Genomic DNA, 18,326 nt, shown 5'->3' on the forward strand with positions numbered 1-18,326 from the left:
AGATTCGGTACCAAATAAAGCCGGTTTATTGCCGGACAGGATCGCCGAATGATGCCCCGCCTAAGGCTTTAATTTAACAGTCTAAAATCGTTCAAGCAGTTGTAAATGACTTTTCGAATTCGATCAATTACTTCAACTGGAACTGGAGTCAACGGCGGGCGTACATGTATCGGAAAGTGATCGATTCGAGCAGTCATGGCCGCTTTGACCAAAGGAATTTCAGAATAGCCGCCGGTATTCCGAAACCGGTTCCAAACATCGAGACAACACTGCATCGATTGCGTTTTGCTGGCGGATAATCGGTATTCCGTTTGCATCGCGATCAACAATTCAGGCATCGGATTCGCCGCCCCAGTGACCGAACCGGATAAGCCTTTTTGCAAGACCTCGAAAACTTTTGCGTCATTGCCCAAAAATACAGCCAATTCGGGAAAATTCGACCGGTATAGCTGGGCATTGTCTATATCGCCGCTCGAATCCTTGATGCCGACTATCGAAAGACCCTGATCAAGTAGCGTAGTCACCAGATCGATACCGAGATGATTACCGGTATGCTGGGGGAAATGGTATAGCATCGCCGGCAAAGGGGCGCCGGATATCGCGTCGATGAAAAATCGAGAGAGCCCTCTGTCCTGGCAGGCGGAATAATAATAAGGCGGTAATAACAGTATGTAGTCTGCGCAGCCTTTCGTTCCGGCGATCAGCTTGCGAACATCGCTGACGCAGGTCGCGCTGACGTTGTTGATTATAGTACCTGCGAAATATTCTCTAACGAATTCGACAACCTGCCGGCGTTCCCTTATCGTGATCGACGGGAATTCTCCGGTCGTACCATTGGCAATGACCGTCCGCACTCCCCAGGAATACAAAGACGATAAATAAGCTTTAAAGGCTTGCCATTCGATTTTTCCGCTTGCATCAAATGGTGTCAATAACGCTACAATAGGGCCATGAAGTTGAATCATAAAATCCAATGAGTTTCAGTAAAATCAAATGTTAGTAACATTCAGTTGTGATGTATACCCCAACACCACCTATTTCGGCGATATCGCGCAAACATTGCTGAAAATGATGGGAAAACGCGGCAACGTGCCGGGCGCTATTCTGGCGAAAGATGTTCCGATAGCCCTGGAGCAATTGCAAAGCGCCCTTGAAAAGCAGAAGGCGCAGTCGTCGGTAAATTCAGACGATGAAACGGACGCCGGACAAAAGCACTGGAAAGAAAAACCGGTTCCTTTGGCTCATCGGGCATTGCCGCTGATCGAATTACTTACTGCCGCCGCAAAAGCCAATTGCAATGTCATGTGGGACCGGAATTAGAGCTACGCGTGGCGGGTTATATTTCATCCTCTTAGGCGATACTTCGGCATACCTTTCGTCAGGCATGACCGCGCTGCACCGAGCTTGTCATAGTGGAATCAAATACCCAGGTTTGTTTTACCCATCTGGAAAGGTTATGGCAGAATAAGTCGGAGAACAATTTTGAGAGAACCACTTAATGAACGATATTTACAGTCAACAGCATCGACAACTGCAAGACCGGCATGATACGCGCAACCTGGCCGACCGGGTACAGGAGCTCATCGTCGAAAATCAAATCAACGAACAACATCAGCCTTTCATCGAAAGCCGAGACTTTTTCTTCTTGACCACGATCGACCACCGGGGCTTTCCCACCTGTTCCTACAAAGGCGGCAACCCGGGGTTGACTCGCGTAGTCGATCCTCAAACGTTAGCCTTCCCCAGTTATGACGGCAACGGCATGTTTCTGTCGATGGGCAATATCCAAGGTAATCCCAAGATTGGCATGCTATTCATCGACTTTGACACGCCGCACCGTATCCGAGTGCACGGCGAAGCATCGATTCAAGAAGGCGACTCATTGCTATCGGAATATCCCGGAGCAGACATGATCGTCAGAGTCAAAATCGGCGAGATCTTCATCAACTGCCCACGCTATATCCATCGCATGCAGCGCATTGAAACGTCAAAATACGTCCCTCAACCCGGCAAAGAAACGCCCATTCCACAATGGAAACGCATCGATGCGGTACAGGATGCGCTTCCCGCTTCAGAACAAGGTTTTGCAGAAAAACTGGGCGGCACCATTACGCCGGAAGAATACAGCGAGAAGGTGATGAAGGGTGAAGGATGAATTCACAATTCAAGAACCCTGTCTTCATTATCTTCAAATCCCAGCAATCCCCAATTTGGAGATAAAAAAGGGTGGGGGGTATGCTTGGCGAGGATGGCGTTCGAGCTGCCGCCAAGCCCCCATGGATGGGTTTACGGCGTTCCTCGACAGGCATACCCCACACCCTAAAATCGATGAAACTGCTCAAACTGGGAATTGCTGGGGCAATGCAGGAGCAATTGCCGAGGAGCAAAAATCGACCGAACACTCCGACGCCTCCATACGCTAATGCCGAAATTTGAAGTGCGAAAGGTATACTTTAAAAGAAGGGCGGAAAAAAAATAAAAAAAAACTTGAATAATAAATTCGATCCGTTATCATATGCGGCTCACGGAGAGATGGCTGAGTGGTTTAAGGCAGCGGTCTTGAAAACCGTCGTGGGTTTGTAGCCCACCCAGAGTTCGAATCTCTGTCTCTCCGCCATCATATCTAAGCTAATTGACTAGGAAAATTATTTTTTCCTATTGCGACCTTGATCAGGCGTTTGCTACAGAATGCCGCAACAAAGATGCCTCTAATTCCTCCTTTTTTTATTTGATTCGGCTTGAAAACGAATTTACTTTTCGTATCGCCGCCGACATCCTCGCTAGACACACCCCATACCCTCATAAAGTTAGCTATTTCTTGAGTATAAAGGGATTATCTACATGGACGTATTCACGGCGTCCTTTGACGGGCACCCCAACGCCGAAATTTGAATAGCAAAGGGTATAAGTCTCCTTTTTTGCCTCACAATCTATCAAACCACTTTACTACCGTACCCGCCGCCGCCGGGCGTTTCGATTTGCAGCACGTCCCCGGCTTGCATTTCGACTTGGGCGCAACCGCCTAAAGACTCGACGGGCCCGCTTGCCCGCCATAGGCTATTTTTGCCGGCCGCGCCGGGCTCGCCGCCGTTCAGTCCGAATGGAGCGGTTGCGCGATGGCTCGACAAAATGTTAACGCTCATCGGTTCGAGAAACTTGATTCTGCGCACGACCCCGTTCCCGCCGTTGAACGCGCCTTGGCCGCCGCTGCCTTGGCGTATCGAAAATGTTTCGAGCAAAACCGGAAAACGCCATTCCAGCACTTCTGGGTCGGTAATGCGCGAATTAGTCATGTGCGTATGTACCGCGCTGCAGCCGTCGAAACCGTTGCCGGCACCGGCTCCGCCGCAAATCGTTTCGTAATATTGATAACGCTGATTGCCGAAGGTCAGATTGTTCATCGTGCCTTGCGATCCGGCCAATACGCCCAATGCGCCGTACAAGGCATCGACGATGATTTGCGATGTCTCGACATTGCCGGCTACGACTGCGGCCGGGTACTTCGGATTAAGCATAGAGCCTTCCGGAATGACGATATCGAGCGGCTTGAGACAACCGGCATTAAGCGGAATGTCGTCTTGCACTAAGGTTCTGAAGACATAGAGTACCGCCGCCTTGCAGACTGCCGACGGCGCGTTGAAATTACCGGATTGTTGCGGCGAGGTGCCGCTGAAATCGATACGCGCGCGCTGGTGTTCGCGGTCGACAGTTACGCGCACGGCGATTTCGGCACCGTCGTCGAGCGCATAACGAAATTGTCCATCCGGCAGATTGGCCAAAATCTTGCGCACCGAGGCCTCGGCATTGTCCTGCACGAAGCGCATGTAGGCCTGCACGACCGCCAATGAATAATGCGCGATCATTTTATGCAGTTCTTGAGCGCCTTTTTCGTTCGCGGCGATCTGTGCCTGAAAATCGGCAATATTCTGCTCGGAATTGCGCGCGGGATAGCCTCCCGACAGCAACCAACCCCTCAGCGACTCCTCGTTGAAACGGCCTTGTTCGACGATCTTGATGCCGGAAGTCAACACGCCCTCCTCTTCGATCGAGCGGCTGTGCGATGGCATCGATCCCGGCGTGATGCCGCCGATATCGGCATGATGACCGCGCGATGCGGTAAAAAACAGCAGCCTATCCCGATCGAAAACCGGCGTGATAATCGTGATATCGGGCAGATGCGTGCCGCCTCGATAAGGCGAATTGACCAGAAAGACATCACCGCGCGCCATCGTGAAATCGCTGTTTTGCACCAAGCATTTGACGGTCTCGCCCATCGAGCCAAGATGCACCGGAATATGCGGCGCGTTCGCGATCAGCTCGCCTTGCGCATCGAACAGCGCGCATGAAAAATCCAGCCTTTCCTTGATATTGACCGAGTGCGCGGTATTTTGCAGGACGAAACCCATCTGCTCGGCAATCGATATGAACAGTTTGTTGAAAATTTCCAACATGACCGGATCGGGCGACGCACCGGTCGTCAATGCGGCATGTTCGCTGCCCTGTTGCCGCGTCAGAATGAGATTGCGCCCCTGATCGACCGAGGCACACCAGCCTGGGTCGATCACGAGGGTCGAGGTCGGTTCGATGATAATAGTCGGCCCGTCGATGACCCTGCCCCGGTTTAATTGTTCACGCCGATATACGGGGGTTTGCCAATGCCGTCCACGGAAAAAAACCGATTCGATCGTCAGCGGCGCGATGGATTCTGAATTATGCTCCTCTGCCGGTATCGATGCGTCCTGCCCGCTGAGTCCGATGACTTCGACGGCCATCGATTCAATAATGAGCGGCTTGTCGGCATAGGTAAACCCGAATTGGCGCAAGTATTGCCGTTCGAAATCGGCCAGCATGACCGACTGCTCGGCAAATTCGACCGCCAACGCGGTATCGGTGCCCTGGTAGCGTAAAAACAGGCGGCGAACCGCTTCGATGCGAACTTTTACAACGCCTTGCGCGGCAATCTCGGCATGCCCTTCTCGTTCCAACGCATCGAATTCGAGTCGTAAAGCGTCCAACGAAACCTTGCCCCACGGCCGTTCCAAGGCTTTTTGTCGAACCGTGCGCAAGTCTGCCAGACCCATGCCGTAGGCCGACAAGACGCCCGCGAACGGATGCAGGATAATACGCCGCATCCCCAAGCGTTCGGCCACCGAGCAGGCATGTTGTCCCGCCGCCGCGCCGTAACAGCACAAGGCATATTCGGAAACGTCGTAGCCTTTTTGCACCGAGATAGTCTTGATGGCCGCCGCCATGTTTTCGACCGCGATATCGAGAAAACCTTCGGCGACTTGTTCGGGACTTCGGCTATCGCCGGTCGCCTCTTGTATGCGCTGTGAAAGTTCGGCGAACAAAACTCCAACCCGGCCCCGATCGAGTGGCAAATTGCCTTCGGTGCCGAAAACGGCCGGAAACAGCGGCAATCTCCCCAACATGATATTCGCATCGGTCACGGTCAACGGACCGCCTCGCCGGTAGCCGGCCGGCCCCGGATTCGCGCCGGCCGAATCGGGACCGACCCGGTAGCGCATGCCGTCGAAATGCAGAATCGAGCCGCCGCCCGCCGCGACGGTGTGTATCGCCATCATCGGCACACGCATTCTAACGCCCGCGACCTCGGTTTCGAAGCGGCGTTCGTATTCGCCTGCGGAATTCGCGACATCGGTCGAGGTGCCGCCCATGTCGAACGCGATGATTTTGTCGAAACCGGCCTGTTGCGCGATCGCGACCGCACCGACGATACCGCCTGCCGGGCCCGATAAAATACAATCGCGGCCTCGAAAACGCTTGGCATCGGTCAAGCCACCGTTCGATTGCATGAACATCAAGCGAACTTCATCCGAGCGCTCGCCGCCCAAACCCGAGGCAACCTGATCGACATAGTGCTGCAACATCGGCGATAAATAGGCATCGACGACGGTCGTATCGCCGCGCCCGACGATCTTCATTAAAGGACTGACTTGATGCGAAATGGAGATTTGCGTGAAGCCGACCCTTTCGGCGATTTTCTGCAAGCGGATTTCATGCGCCGGATAACGCCAGGCATGAAGCAATACTACCGCGATCGCGCGCAAGCCTTGGTCGTAAAGCGCTTGTAACTGCCGTTCGGCAAGCTGCTCGTCCAAGGTTTTAAGCACGCTGCCTTGCGCGTCGATACGCTCGTCGATTTCAACGACGGTTCGATAAAGCTGTTCGGGCAGTTGGATATTCAGCGCGAAGATATCGGGCCGGTTCTGGTAAGCGATGCGCAAACAATCCTTGAAGCCTTTTGTGATTATTAGCGCGACGGGTTCGCCTTTGCGTTCGAGCAAGGCATTGGTGCCGACCGTCGTGCCCATTTTGACGATTTCGACGGCATCCGCCAGCGGCTCTGCTGGACCCACATTCAGGATATCGCGCATGCCTTGCAACGCGGCATCCCGGTAACGTTCCGGGTTATCCGACAGTAATTTATGCGTAAGCAGGCGTCCGTCCGGGCTTTTCGCGACAACGTCGGTAAAGGTGCCGCCCCGGTCTATCCAAAATTGCCAGCGTTTGACTTCATTCATAAGCGACCTTCATGCCGATCCGAAGATCCAATTGCCGTTCGGCATGGCCTTGATTGACGGCGATTTCGACCAAGCCGCATGAATTGCAATACCAAAACGGCTCGCCTACCCCGACTTCGCTGAAGGTGCCGGCTTGCTCGAGCCTGCGTCCGTCGACCATTAACTTCCGTCCATCCAGTTCGGAACGGTAACGCAGACCGGTAAAGGCATTGCCGTAGCCGTCGAAATAAATAATTTCGGCCAGATCTTCAGGCCAATCGGCGATATCGACATCGTAAGGTTTTAAATCGTCTGCCGCTTGACCCAGGACGAGGCGTGCCGCGACCGGCGCGAACAAATCGCGGCCGTGAAAACTCATCGAGCAATTTTCGGGACGCCAGACGATTTCAAACCAATCGCGGCGTTCGGCATGTTTGGCGACGGTATTCAACAAGCCGTTATCCGGGCCGACGAATGTTTGTCCATCCGCATGCAATACCACGGGCTTACGCGCCCCGCCGACGCCGGGATCGACGACGCAAAGAAATATCGAGTCTTGCGGAAACTGTTGCCGCAATGCGGCCAATAGATAGGCGGCCGCTCGGGGATTGCCGCACGGCGCATTACTGACAAGATAAATGACTGGACTGGATGGCGCGATTTGCCGAAGTACGATTTCGACTTGCCCGAGATAAGGGCCGGCCGGCCCGAAATCGGTGAACAGTACGATAGCAGCGCCGGTCATTTACATTGCCAAGAACGACAACCCGGCGTCGACATCGATCGCTTCGCATCCGTTTAGCAGGTTCGAGTTGGCTTTGAGTCCGGCGAAATCGAACAGTTGAGTATCGGCCAATTGCGATGGCGCGACGTTTTGCAGACTCGTGAAAATCGTCTCCAAACGCCCCGGAAACTGTTTGTCCCAGGTCTTCAGCATGACTTTCATCGCCTGGCGTTGCAGATTTTCCTGCGAGCCGCACAGATTGCACGGAATGATCGGATAATCACGGAATGCGGCGAAGCGTTGTATTTCTTTTTCGCGGCAATAGGCGAGAGGCCTGATCACGATGTTTTTCTTATCGTCGCTCAGTAGCTTAGGCGGCATCGCCTTTAGTTTACCGCCGTAAAAAATATTCAGGAAAAAAGTTTCCAAAATATCGTCGCGGTGATGGCCCAAGGCGATTTTGGTAATGCCGTTTGCTTCGGCATAACCGTACAGGGTACCGCGCCGCAATCTCGAACACAGGCCGCAGGTCGTTTGGCCTTCGGGAATCACACGCTTGACCACGCTGTAGGTGTCTTTCTCGATGATGTGGTAAGGAACGCCGATGGATTCGAGGTATTCGGGCAAAACATGCTCGGGAAAACCCGGTTGCTTCTGATCAAGGTTGACCGCCAGCAGTTCGAACTTGACCGGTGCGGTTTTTTGCAGATTCATCAAGATGTCCAGCATCGTGAACGAATCCTTGCCGCCGGACAAGCAAACCATGATTTTATCGCCGTCTTCGATCATGTTGTAATCGGCGATCGCGTCGCCGACCGCATGGCGCAAACGTTTCTGCAGTTTATTGAATTGAGTCCGGGATTTTTGAGTGGAATGGGTCATACGAAATAAATTATAGGCTACGCATCGCGTACCCTTATTCGGGGCGCGGAAAATAAATTCTAGTTCCCACGGTCCTCCGTGGGAACTGATACCCTATCTGCCGAAGCAAGATCGGTATGCACATTCCCACGCTGGAGCGGTGGGAACGAGGAATGCACCAATACTTTCAAATTCTCTGGCGCAACGGGAACTAGGAATCGCTTGCAAAGGTGCGCGATACGCACCCTACGGAAAGAAGGTTCCCGCGCGGAATCCGTGGGAACCTAATAAATATCAGCCGTTATAACGCTGAAATATCAATGTTGCGTTGGTGCCGCCGAAGCCGAAACTGTTCGACATGATCGTATTTAAGGTCACATTGTCCTTGAATTCACGAACGATAGGGATATCGATCGCATCGGGGTCAAGTTCGGTAATATTGGCCGAGGCGCTCAAAAAACCTTCTTCCATCATCAACAATGAATAAATCGCCTCATTGACACCAGCCGCGCCGAGTGCATGGCCGGTCAGCGACTTGGTCGAACTAACATTAGGCACATTACCTTGTCCAAACACGGTGCGCAACGCCTCGAGTTCTTTGGTATCGCCGACTGGCGTACTGGTTCCGTGGGCATTGATATAATCGATCTTCGCATCGACGGTCGCCATCGCTTGTTGCATGCACCGCACTGCGCCTTCGCCGGATGGCTGCACCATGTCGTAGCCGTCCGAGGTCGCGCCGTAACCGGTTAATTCGGCATAAATCTTCGCGCCGCGCGCCTTGGCATGCTCGAGTTCTTCGATTACTAGCACACCGCCGCCGCCGGAGATCACGAAGCCGTCGCGAGTTGCATCATAAGGGCGCGATGCAGTTTCGGGGGCCTCGTTATATTTCGACGACAACGCACCCATGGCATCGAATAATAGCGACATAGTCCAATGGACTTCTTCGCCGCCGCCGGCGAATACGACATCTTGCTTACCCATTTGAATCAATTCCATCGCATGACCGATGCAGTGCGCGCTGGTCGCACAAGCCGAACTAATCGAATAATTAACGCCCTTAATCTTGAACGGCGTGGCCAAACAGGCGGTATTCGTGCTCGACATTGTTCTCGGCACCATGTAAGGACCGACTTTTTTAATGCCTTTTTCGCGCAAAATATCGGCAGCATCGACTAAATTCGATGTTGAGGGGCCGCCGGACCCCATGACTAACCCCGTTCTGAAATTAGAGATTTCAGACTCCTCAAGACCCGAATCCTCGATCGCCTGTTGCATCGCAACATAATTGAACGCAGCGCCATCGCCCATGAAACGCTTGACTTTCCGGTCGATAAATTGATCCAGATCGATATTAATCGCGCCGCGCACATGGCTTCTAAAACCAAGTTCTTGATAATCATCGGCAAACGAAATTCCGGAACAACCTTGTTTCAAGGAATCGACTACCTCTTCTCGATTATTTCCGATGCTGGAAACAATTCCTAAACCGGTCACTACGACTCTTTTCATTAACTACGCCCCTAAAAATCTTCTGTTGAAGTAAACAGACCCACTCGCAAATCGGTCGCTTCGTATATTTCCTTTCCGTCGACTTCCATCGTGGCATCGGCAATGCCCATCACTAATTTTCGCATAATCACTCTTTTCAAATGAATACGATATATCACTTTCTTTGCGGTGGGACGAACCTGGCCCGTGAATTTAACTTCGCCGACTCCCAATGCACGGCCTTTACCGGGCCCGCCCAACCAGCATAAATAAAACCCGACCAATTGCCACATTGCATCCAAACCTAGACATCCCGGCATCACCGGATCGCCTTGAAAATGGCATTCGAAAAACCACAAATCGGGTTTAATATCCAATTCAGCAATGATTTCACCCTTACCATACTTACCTCCTTCGTCGGAAATATGAGTGATGCGATCCATCATTAACATATTCGGTAATGGTAATTGCGCATTTTCCGGTCCGTACAACTCCCCTCTGCCGGACATTAATAATTCTTCGCGCGTAAAACTATGCTGCTTCCCCATTATTAGTACCTGAGCTTAATTTTTATTAAACGGCGTATTATCCATTAGATAACAAAAAAAATCAGCTCAATTTTTTTGCTTCCGAAATGGCGGCAAGGGACAATATCAATACTTCCCGACAAACATCAACCGGGCTGTACATCTTTCATGACATCGCCGAGCCGAATCGAATCCCGTTCCATCATAAGCTGATAAATCATCGCATAACCTAAAACCGCAGCGACATATTCCCGGGTTTCCTTAAACGGGATCGTTTCCATCCAAATATCGGCCGGTAATGTTTGATACCTCGGCAACCATCGATCGACTCTTCCCGGGCCGGCGTTATAAGCGGCAGCGGCAAGGGCAAAATGACCGCCGAAACGGTCGAGCATTTGTTTGTAATAATGTGTACCGTACTTAACATTTACATGCGGCTGGTACAAGCTATTTTCCGAATACCATGTTTCATTGAGTTTTCGCGCGATTTGCCGACCGGTTTGCGGCATGATTTGCATCAAACCGCGAGCGCCGGCCGGCGACCTTGCCCTAGGGTCGAAAACGCTCTCTCGACGGATCAACCCTAATACGATAGCCGGGTCTAAGGACTGTTTTCGTGCCTCCTTTTTGATGTCGTCTAGATAATCGAGCGGAAAGCGCAAGCCGACATCGTCCCAATATTCCGCTTTCGCAATCGTAAATACCGCGGTCTGCGTCCAGCCCCATTGCTGCGCTACTTTGGCGGCAACCTGAATTTGTTGCTTATCGAGCCGAGTCAGCAAATACCACCATTGCCGAAGTCCTTCCTGCTCCCGATTTAGCGCCTTCAATTCGGCTACGAGACGCACGGCAGGTCGTTGAGCAAAACTTGCCAATTGCTCAGAAGTCAACGCCAACGGCCGATCGGAAAGCATCGGCGTCTGATTCACGTTTTCCGCCGCGATAAATCCGAACAAACTGCGGTCGCCGGCCAACGCTTCGAACACTTTATGTCCGCGTTCGCGCTGCCCGGTTTCGGTCAACGCGCGGGCCAACCAATATTGCCAACGGGGTTGATTTTTTTCCTGTTCGCTTAAGCCGTTCAAAGCCTCAATGACATAAGGCCAGTTTTGTTCGAGCAAGGCCGCCCTAACCCGCCATTCCCTGACCGTGTTATCGGCATTGTTAACCCTGCTCAATCGATCATAAGCTCCCGACCTTCTCGCAAAAGCCAGTGATAAGCCTAACTTACGCTCGACGTTATCGACAGTCTCGACCGACATCCAATAACGATGTTTATTAGCGTCCCAAACGCTCAACGCAGCATCTACATCGGAACCGGCCAAGCGCTCGATGCCGTAGCCGAAAATCGATCCCAGCGTACGATAATCTTTTTGCCATTCGGACGGCTGCTCGACCAAACGCGGCGATTGATGCACCTTGATCCAAAAGTCTGCCGTCGACCGCTCGTTCGGACCGAGCACCTTTTTAAGATATTGGGCCAACGGAACCCGGTTGTTTCTCAATGCCAGCTCGAATCGCCGCCAAACCATGTCTTGCGTAAATTCACCCGATGCCATCAACTCGTTTAATAGAGCATCGCAAGCTTTTGGCTGCGAATAACCGACCGTCCAAAGTTTTTTGGCTTCGCTCAACGCGTCATCCCGAAACCCGGTTTTTAATCTGGCCCATTGATAATGACATGCCAACTCGGCATTATCAGTTGGCCGATAATGTTCGACCAATGCCTGCCATCGCTTGCCGTCCGCCAAATACTTTAACCATTCGCGTCTCAACAACGCCGAATAGCGCATATCCGAATAATCGTTTAAATAACGTTTAATCTCTTGATCGCGATCCAAATTATTTTTAAGCCATTGATACTTGAGTAACGGATATAAGGGATAATCGCTGAGCGCTTCGGCACTTTTAGGAAAAGCACCGCGATTAATTGACGCAATTTGTTTCTCGGCATCTAAAAATGCCTGGCGCCGATCGTCCATATTCATTGCCGATGCGACTGAAAACGGGCTTAACAGCCCTATCAAACAAATTATTAATTGAACATTCATTGGGTTTAGGGTTTTTAAAAAATACGACACGGCTTATAATTTCGCTAACTATTTAGCATAAGTCATGTATGAGAAGGTGTCAGGCATTGATTTATAAGGCTGTCTGCAACAGGACGTTGCAGTCAGAGCTTACAGGGATGTATTCACGCGTCCTTAGAAATCAATGCCTGACACCAACCTACCGCATGCGCTGAATAGTTACTAATTTCAGTTATTTATCTCAGTCAACGCGGCGGAACGTGCATAGTAAAAAGCTCATTCAAAAACCATCACTATACACTTGGAATTATATTTATCGCATCGCGCTGCTGCATAAAAAAGAATTGCTTGTTGCCCATATCATAGCGATTCTGGGAACGATTGCCAGTGTTCCTGTGCCTTTACTGATGCCGCTGCTAGTCGACGAAGTGCTGCTCGACAAGCCCGGCCCAGTCATCGCCACAATAAATCGTTTCACGCCGGAAGCCTGGCAAGCCCCCATTCTCTATATCGTTACGATTCTATTGCTCAGCCTATTGCTGCGTATCATCTCTATCCTGTTTCACATCATTCAAGGCAAACAATTCACCTGCATCGCCAAGGATATCGTTTTTAGAATTCGCCGTAACCTGATCGACCGCCTGCAGACCATATCGATGTCCGAATACGAAAGCTTGGGCGCCGGTACGGTCGTCACGCACCTGGTGACAGACCTCGATACGATCGACAGCTTTATCGGCACCACGATCAGTCGCTTATTGGTTGCCGTGCTGACCATTCTCGGCACGGCTGCAATTTTGCTATGGATGCATTGGCAATTGGGTCTCTTTATTTTGCTGTTGAACCCTATCGTTATCTATTTCACGCGCGCGGTCGGTTCCAGAGTAAAGGACCTCAAATCGAAAGAAAATGCTTCTTACGGAGTCTTTCAACAAGCCTTGACCGAAACGCTCGAAGCGATTCATCAAATCAGAGCGAGTAACCGAGAGAAACATTATTGCCTGCAACTGATCGACGCAGCGCGCTCGGTCAAAGACTATTCGACCGCCTTTGCCTGGAAAAGCGATGCGGCAACCCGCTTGAGTTTTTTGATTTTTTTATTCGGGTTCGACATATTCCGCGCCCTGGCAATGCTGATGGTATTTTATTCCGACCTCAGTATCGGCCAAATGCTTGCGGTATTCGGTTATCTTTGGTTCATGATGGCGCCGGTTCAGGAAATTTTGGGCATCCAATATGCCTTTTATGCCGCTAAAGGCGCGTTGAATCGAATCAATAAACTCAACGCGTTGCAACAAGAACCCCATTATCCGCATATTAAAAACCCTTTTAGCCATAAAAAAACCGTCTCGATCCGCGTCGAAAACCTGAATTTTGGTTATAGCGACGAAAAGGTTTTGAACAACATCAAACTCACCATACCTGCAGGCGAAAAAGTTGCTTTGGTCGGTGCCAGCGGCGGCGGCAAATCGACTTTGGTACAAACCTTAATCGGCCTGTACACGCCCGATAGCGGCACCATTTATTACGACGAAGTCCCGGTCGAACAGATTGGACTCGAAGTTATCCGTGAGCATGTCGTCACGGTATTGCAGCATCCGATTTTATTTAATGACACGATTCGAACGAATCTGACGCTCGGTAAACCGGTGGATGATAGTGAACTCTGGAAAGCCCTTGAGATTGCTCAATTGAAAAGCGCCATCGACGAATTGCCCAAGGGACTCGATACCATCGTCGGCCGACAAGGCATGCGTCTGTCGGGCGGACAACGGCAAAGAATGGCGATCGCCCGCATGATCGTCGCAAATCCTAAAGTCGTAATACTCGACGAAGCCACATCGGCGCTCGATTCCGAAACCGAACACAAACTACATCAAGCCATGGCCCAATTTCTCGAAGGCCGAACGACGATCATCATTGCGCATCGCCTGAGCGCCGTTAAACAAGCCGATCATGTCTACGTATTCGAGGAAGGCGGCATCTGCGAACAAGGCCGCCATGAAACCTTAATCGCCCAAAAGGGTCTCTATGCCAAACTTTACGGTGAATATCAATGAGAAAAGCAGGGGAAAGGTGCAAGATAAAAGATAAAAGGTAAAAGGTAAAAGGTAAAAGGAATTAAAATCACCTTCAACCTTCAACCTTTAACCTTTAACCTACAAACCTTGAACCTTGAACCTTGAACCTTGAACCTTGAACCTTCATCATGCCAGAAAACTACGACCTACACAGCCATTCCACCGCATCGGATGGTGCATTGTCACCCAGCGAACTGATTCAGAGAGCCAAGGAGAAAGGCGTCACATGTCTCGCATTGACCGACCATGACACGACCGATGGACTCGCCGAAGCCAAGCAAGCGGCAACCGAGGCAGGTATCGATCTGATTTCGGGTATCGAACTATCGACCACCTGGCATAAACACTGCCTACATATCGTCGGCTTGAATATCGACCCGGAAAGCCCGCGTTTGAAAGAAGGCATATACAAACTGCAAGCGATACGCCGCGAACGTGCCGAGCAAATTGCCGGGAAACTGGAAAAAAAACGTATTCTTGGCGCCCTCGAAGCAGTTAAAGCTGCCGCAGGCGCCGGCATGATTACACGCACTCACTTCGCGGATTTTTTGTTGTCGGAAGGCCATGTCACGACGCAACAAGAGGCTTTCGACCGATACATCGGCCAAGGGAAACCCGCCTATGTCTCGACCGAATGGGCCGGACTCGAAGAAGCCATCGGTTGGATCAAGGAATCGGGCGGGGTCGCGGTATTGGCTCACCCGATGCGTTACAAACTCACCGCTTCCTGGATGAAGCGCTTACTAACCGCGTTCAAAGAAGTCGGCGGTAACGCAATCGAAGTGGTCTGCGGCCGCAACGACCCGGCCGAAATCCAAACCTCCACGCAATACGCGCAAAAATTCGACCTGGCCGGCTCGAAAGGTTCGGATTTTCATAACCCTAAATACGTTTGGGTCGAGCTCGGGCGCTTGAACCCGTTACCCGAACGGATCAAACCCGTTTGGGATTTATTCGAAGCGCGCGCCTAAATATTGAGCTTCGGTCACGATTACCACTATCGGTTGACGTGTTAAGCCGATTGAAATTAACATGACTCCAATTCAACCGGATAACAATTATGGGTCAGGAAATCTCAGCGTCGCATTACGATTTAGGCGATTTCGACCGGTTCCATCGAAAATTGACTCAGGAAACTTTACTCCTCAGTGAATTATTCGATCGACAAGCCTTTTCGACCCGCCATCCAGTCGCCGGTTTCGAGATCGAAGCTTGGCTGGTTGACGATAACATGATTCCCGCACCGATTAACGACCTGTTCTTATCCGGCTTAAACGATCCTCTAGCTTGCGAGGAGCTGGCAAAATTCAATATCGAACTCAACAGCGTACCGACACCTTTAGCCGGCAATCTCGGCAGCCGTCTTGCCGAACAATTGCAAACAACCTGGAGTAAGGCGCGCCGTCAGGCAGAAAGCATTAACACTCGAATCATCATGATCGGCACGCTTCCGACACTGAAACAAGCCGACCTCAACCTCGGCAATATGTCGGATCTCAATCGCTACCGCGCGCTGAACGAACAAATCCTGCATTCCCGGGGCAAGCCGATACATCTCGATATCACCGGCATCGAACATCTAAAAACAGTCCATTATGACGTGATGTTGGAATCGGCCACGACGTCATTCCAAATCCACACGCAGGTGCCGCTTGCTATCGCGCATCATTTTTATAACGCATCGATTATCGCTTCGGCTCCGATGGTCGCGCTATGCGGCAATGCGCCGTATTTATTCGGTAAAAATCTGTGGCACGAATCGCGAATTCCGCTGTTCGAGCAAGCCATCGAAACGGGCGGCTACGCCGGCGCCGCACAAGGACCGGTCAAACGGGTCAGCTTCGGAACCGGATACGCTAGAAAAACGATCCTAGAATGCTTTCAAGAAAACCTGGATCATTTCCCAATCTTACTGCCCGAAGACTTAGGCCCCGTCTCGGAAACTTTCGAGCATTTAAAATTGCATAACGGTACGATTTGGCGTTGGAACAGACCGTTGATCGGTTTCGACGACGACGGCACCCCGCATATACGGATCGAACATCGAACGCCCGCAGCCGGACCGACCGTGATCGACGCAATCGCCAATGCCTTATTTTTTTATGGATTGACCAAAAATCTATGCGATGAAATCGTCGACAAAGGCATCACGGTTCCGTTTAGCCAGGCCAAGGATAATTTCTATCAAGCCGCACGTTACGGCCTGGAGAGCCCGATCGTTTGGCTAGATGGCGCCAAACACCGATTGCAGTCTCTATTCGTTGCAGAGCTCGTCGCACGCGCGGTAATGGGATTAAAATCTCTCGGCATTAGCCGTTGCGATATCGAAGACTTTCTCGGTGTCGTGCAACACCGAATCGCTTCCAAACAAACCGGCTCTCAATGGCAACGCGATTTCATGACAAATAACCCGGACGACTTTACCGCAATGACTCGGCAATATCTGGACAACCAAAACCGAGGCAAGCCGGTCAGCGAATGGCTAATAATGTAAACTCTACTTCAATAAATACTGCTTCATAAAAAATCCTGTGCAACTGAATCAAATCGATTACTTACCGGAAGGCCTGTTAACTGCCGCTCCCGAAACCTTATATAAGATACTACCCAACCCGACGCTGATCCATTTAACCGGAAAAGACCCGGCACCCTTATTCATATCAGTTTTATTGCATGGTAACGAACCGACCGGTTTGTATGCGGTGCAAACCTTGCTAAAAAAATATCAAGAACGCGCGCTGTCCCGTTCGGTATCGATATTTTTCGGTAATACGCAAGCCGCCCGACTCGGCTTGAGAAGACTCGACCGGCAACCCGATTTCAATCGCATCTGGCCCGGTACCGAGTTGCCGGAATGCCCCGAAACCCGAATGACTCAACAAGTTGTCGATACTATGCGGGCTAAAAATGTATTCGCGAGTATCGATATTCATAACAATACCGGATTGAATCCGCATTACGCCTGCGTCAATAAACTGGATGACAAATTTTTACAACTGGCCTCGCTATTCGGTCGCCTAATCGTTTATTTTACGCGTCCGAAAGGTGTGCAATCGGCCGCCTTCGCCGAACTCTGCCCATCGGTCACGTTGGAATGCGGTAAACCGGATCAACAACACGGCATCGAACATGCTTTCGAATTTCTCAATAGTTGTTTAAACTTGAGCGATTTCCCGGAACATCCGGTTTATCCGCAAGACATCGATCTTTATCATACTGTCGCACAAGTTAAAATACCCGATTCGATTACCTTCAGCTTTAAAGAAACAGCATCCGACTTGCTGCTCAATAAAGATCTCGACCGCATGAATTTCAATGAAATGCCCGCCGGTACCGTCTGGGGGACCGTCGACGGTCTAAAAACCCTGCCGATTCTTGCCTTGGACGACAATGCACAAAATATTAGCGATCGGTTTTTTATGATTCAAGACGGTGAATTGTGCATTACACGCAAAGCCATGCCTTCCATGCTGACACTGGACGAAAAGGTCATCAAGCAAGATTGTCTCTGTTATCTAATGGAAAGATTACAACTATGAGTTTCTGGAAAACCAAAAAGCTGATCGACATGAGCGTTCAGGAATGGGAATCGTTATGCGACGGCTGCGGCAAATGCTGTTTAAATAAACTGGAAGATGAGGACACCGGCGAGGTCTATCTAACCAATGCCGTTTGCGACCTGATCGATTTAAAGACGTGCCGCTGTACTCGTTATCAGGAAAGAACCCGGCTGGTGCCCGACTGCGTCGATTTAAAACAATCGACGGCATGGACCGCTTTCGACTGGATGCCGGAAACGTGCGCTTATCGCCTGCTGGCAATAGGCGAAGACCTACCCGATTGGCACCCCTTGGTAAGCGGTAACTCCGACAGTGTCAAGGAAGCCGGCGTATCGATTTCGAGTTTTGCGATCAAAGAATCCGAAGTCGACGACCTGGAAGATCATGTGATCGATTGGCAGTAAACCGTTGTTTTTCAAACATGCCCGATAACCCTAAATACGGCGGTTTAACCATGAAGCACATGAAGTCCGCTGCTCGATGGGATTTACAGCGTGTAGCCCGTATGCAGCGCTGCGGAATACG

14 protein-coding genes and 1 tRNA gene are annotated in these 18,326 nt (G+C 51.0%); 8 read left to right on the top strand and 7 right to left on the bottom strand.

Annotation, left to right across the window (positions count from 1 at the left end; all coding sequences use genetic code 11):
• Positions 1-68: 68 nt before the first annotated feature.
• Positions 69-965, bottom strand: coding sequence for a dihydrodipicolinate synthase family protein (locus METBU_RS0105590; RefSeq protein WP_017839689.1), 897 nt, complete (start codon positions 963-965; stop codon positions 69-71).
• Positions 966-993: 28 nt separating this feature from the next.
• Here METBU_RS0105590 and METBU_RS0105595 point away from each other — a divergent pair, with 28 nt between their 5' ends.
• From METBU_RS0105595 to METBU_RS0105610, 3 genes are all read left to right on the top strand, one after another.
• Positions 994-1,320 carry a DUF1840 domain-containing protein gene (locus tag METBU_RS0105595; protein WP_017839690.1) on the top strand — a complete coding sequence of 109 codons (327 nt, stop codon included), beginning with the start codon at positions 994-996 and terminating at the stop codon, positions 1,318-1,320.
• A gap of 178 nt (positions 1,321-1,498) precedes the next feature.
• Positions 1,499-2,155, top strand: a complete 657-nt coding sequence (locus METBU_RS0105600) for a pyridoxamine 5'-phosphate oxidase family protein (RefSeq protein WP_017839691.1) — start codon at positions 1,499-1,501, stop codon at positions 2,153-2,155.
• 371 nt (positions 2,156-2,526) lie between these two features.
• Positions 2,527-2,617, top strand: a tRNA-Ser gene (locus tag METBU_RS0105610).
• 316 nt (positions 2,618-2,933) lie between these two features.
• On the opposite strand, the gene METBU_RS0105620 is transcribed toward METBU_RS0105610, so the two are convergent.
• From METBU_RS0105620 to METBU_RS0105645, 6 genes are all read right to left on the bottom strand, one after another.
• A complete protein-coding gene (locus METBU_RS0105620; RefSeq protein ID WP_017839694.1) occupies positions 2,934-6,545 on the bottom strand; it encodes a hydantoinase B/oxoprolinase family protein in 3,612 nt (1,203 codons plus the stop codon).
• Positions 6,538-7,269 carry an SAM hydrolase/SAM-dependent halogenase family protein gene (locus METBU_RS0105625; RefSeq protein ID WP_017839695.1) on the bottom strand — a complete coding sequence of 244 codons (732 nt, stop codon included), beginning with the start codon at positions 7,267-7,269 and terminating at the stop codon, positions 6,538-6,540. The genes METBU_RS0105620 and METBU_RS0105625 overlap by 8 nt, the downstream gene beginning before the upstream one ends.
• Positions 7,270-8,130, bottom strand: a complete 861-nt coding sequence (gene ttcA, locus METBU_RS0105630; RefSeq protein ID WP_017839696.1) for a tRNA 2-thiocytidine(32) synthetase TtcA — start codon at positions 8,128-8,130, stop codon at positions 7,270-7,272.
• Positions 8,131-8,403: 273 nt separating this feature from the next.
• The gene (gene fabB, locus METBU_RS0105635) at positions 8,404-9,624 is read right to left on the bottom strand and encodes a beta-ketoacyl-ACP synthase I (protein ID WP_017839697.1); all 1,221 of its coding nucleotides are present in this window, start codon (positions 9,622-9,624) and stop codon (positions 8,404-8,406) included.
• 11 nt (positions 9,625-9,635) lie between these two features.
• Positions 9,636-10,151 carry a 3-hydroxyacyl-[acyl-carrier-protein] dehydratase FabA gene (fabA, locus tag METBU_RS0105640; RefSeq protein ID WP_017839698.1) on the bottom strand — a complete coding sequence of 172 codons (516 nt, stop codon included), beginning with the start codon at positions 10,149-10,151 and terminating at the stop codon, positions 9,636-9,638.
• A 125-nt stretch (positions 10,152-10,276) separates the two neighbouring features.
• Positions 10,277-12,181: a lytic transglycosylase domain-containing protein gene (locus METBU_RS0105645; RefSeq protein WP_026130052.1), complete on the bottom strand. Its 1,905-nt coding sequence runs from the start codon at positions 12,179-12,181 to the stop codon at positions 10,277-10,279.
• Positions 12,182-12,420: 239 nt separating this feature from the next.
• Between METBU_RS0105645 and METBU_RS0105650 the strand changes: the two genes are divergently transcribed.
• From METBU_RS0105650 to METBU_RS0105670, 5 genes are all read left to right on the top strand, one after another.
• Complete coding sequence (locus tag METBU_RS0105650; protein WP_017839700.1) at positions 12,421-14,220, top strand: ABC transporter ATP-binding protein; 1,800 nt, start codon at positions 12,421-12,423, stop codon at positions 14,218-14,220.
• A 149-nt stretch (positions 14,221-14,369) separates the two neighbouring features.
• Entirely contained in the window at positions 14,370-15,212 is an 843-nt protein-coding gene (locus METBU_RS0105655; RefSeq protein WP_026130054.1) for a PHP domain-containing protein, read from the top strand.
• Between the two features lie 89 nt (positions 15,213-15,301).
• The gene (locus METBU_RS0105660; RefSeq protein WP_017839702.1) at positions 15,302-16,735 is read left to right on the top strand and encodes a hypothetical protein; all 1,434 of its coding nucleotides are present in this window, start codon (positions 15,302-15,304) and stop codon (positions 16,733-16,735) included.
• Between the two features lie 37 nt (positions 16,736-16,772).
• Positions 16,773-17,780: a M14 family metallopeptidase gene (locus METBU_RS0105665; protein ID WP_017839703.1), complete on the top strand. Its 1,008-nt coding sequence runs from the start codon at positions 16,773-16,775 to the stop codon at positions 17,778-17,780.
• Positions 17,768-18,205 (top strand): YcgN family cysteine cluster protein, encoded by a 438-nt coding sequence (locus METBU_RS0105670; protein WP_026130055.1) that lies wholly within the window; start codon positions 17,768-17,770, stop codon positions 18,203-18,205. The genes METBU_RS0105665 and METBU_RS0105670 overlap by 13 nt, the downstream gene beginning before the upstream one ends.
• Positions 18,206-18,326: the final 121 nt, after the last annotated feature.

This window comes from Methylotuvimicrobium buryatense 5G, from assembly GCF_000341735.1.
GTDB classification, from domain to species: Bacteria; Pseudomonadota; Gammaproteobacteria; order Methylococcales; family Methylomonadaceae; genus Methylotuvimicrobium; species Methylotuvimicrobium buryatense.

Coding starts and splice junctions, on each gene's coding strand:
- METBU_RS0105600 (WP_017839691.1), top strand. CDS start 1,499: ATGAACGATATTTACAGTCAACAGCATCGACAACTGCAAGACCGGCAT.
- METBU_RS0105660 (WP_017839702.1), top strand. CDS start 15,302: ATGGGTCAGGAAATCTCAGCGTCGCATTACGATTTAGGCGATTTCGAC.
- fabA (WP_017839698.1), bottom strand. CDS start 10,151: ATGGGGAAGCAGCATAGTTTTACGCGCGAAGAATTATTAATGTCCGGC.
- ttcA (WP_017839696.1), bottom strand. CDS start 8,130: ATGACCCATTCCACTCAAAAATCCCGGACTCAATTCAATAAACTGCAG.
- fabB (WP_017839697.1), bottom strand. CDS start 9,624: ATGAAAAGAGTCGTAGTGACCGGTTTAGGAATTGTTTCCAGCATCGGA.
- METBU_RS0105595 (WP_017839690.1), top strand. CDS start 994: ATGTTAGTAACATTCAGTTGTGATGTATACCCCAACACCACCTATTTC.
- METBU_RS0105645 (WP_026130052.1), bottom strand. CDS start 12,181: ATGAATGTTCAATTAATAATTTGTTTGATAGGGCTGTTAAGCCCGTTT.
- METBU_RS0105625 (WP_017839695.1), bottom strand. CDS start 7,269: ATGACCGGCGCTGCTATCGTACTGTTCACCGATTTCGGGCCGGCCGGC.
- METBU_RS0105655 (WP_026130054.1), top strand. CDS start 14,370: ATGCCAGAAAACTACGACCTACACAGCCATTCCACCGCATCGGATGGT.
- METBU_RS0105620 (WP_017839694.1), bottom strand. CDS start 6,545: ATGAATGAAGTCAAACGCTGGCAATTTTGGATAGACCGGGGCGGCACC.
- METBU_RS0105590 (WP_017839689.1), bottom strand. CDS start 965: ATGATTCAACTTCATGGCCCTATTGTAGCGTTATTGACACCATTTGAT.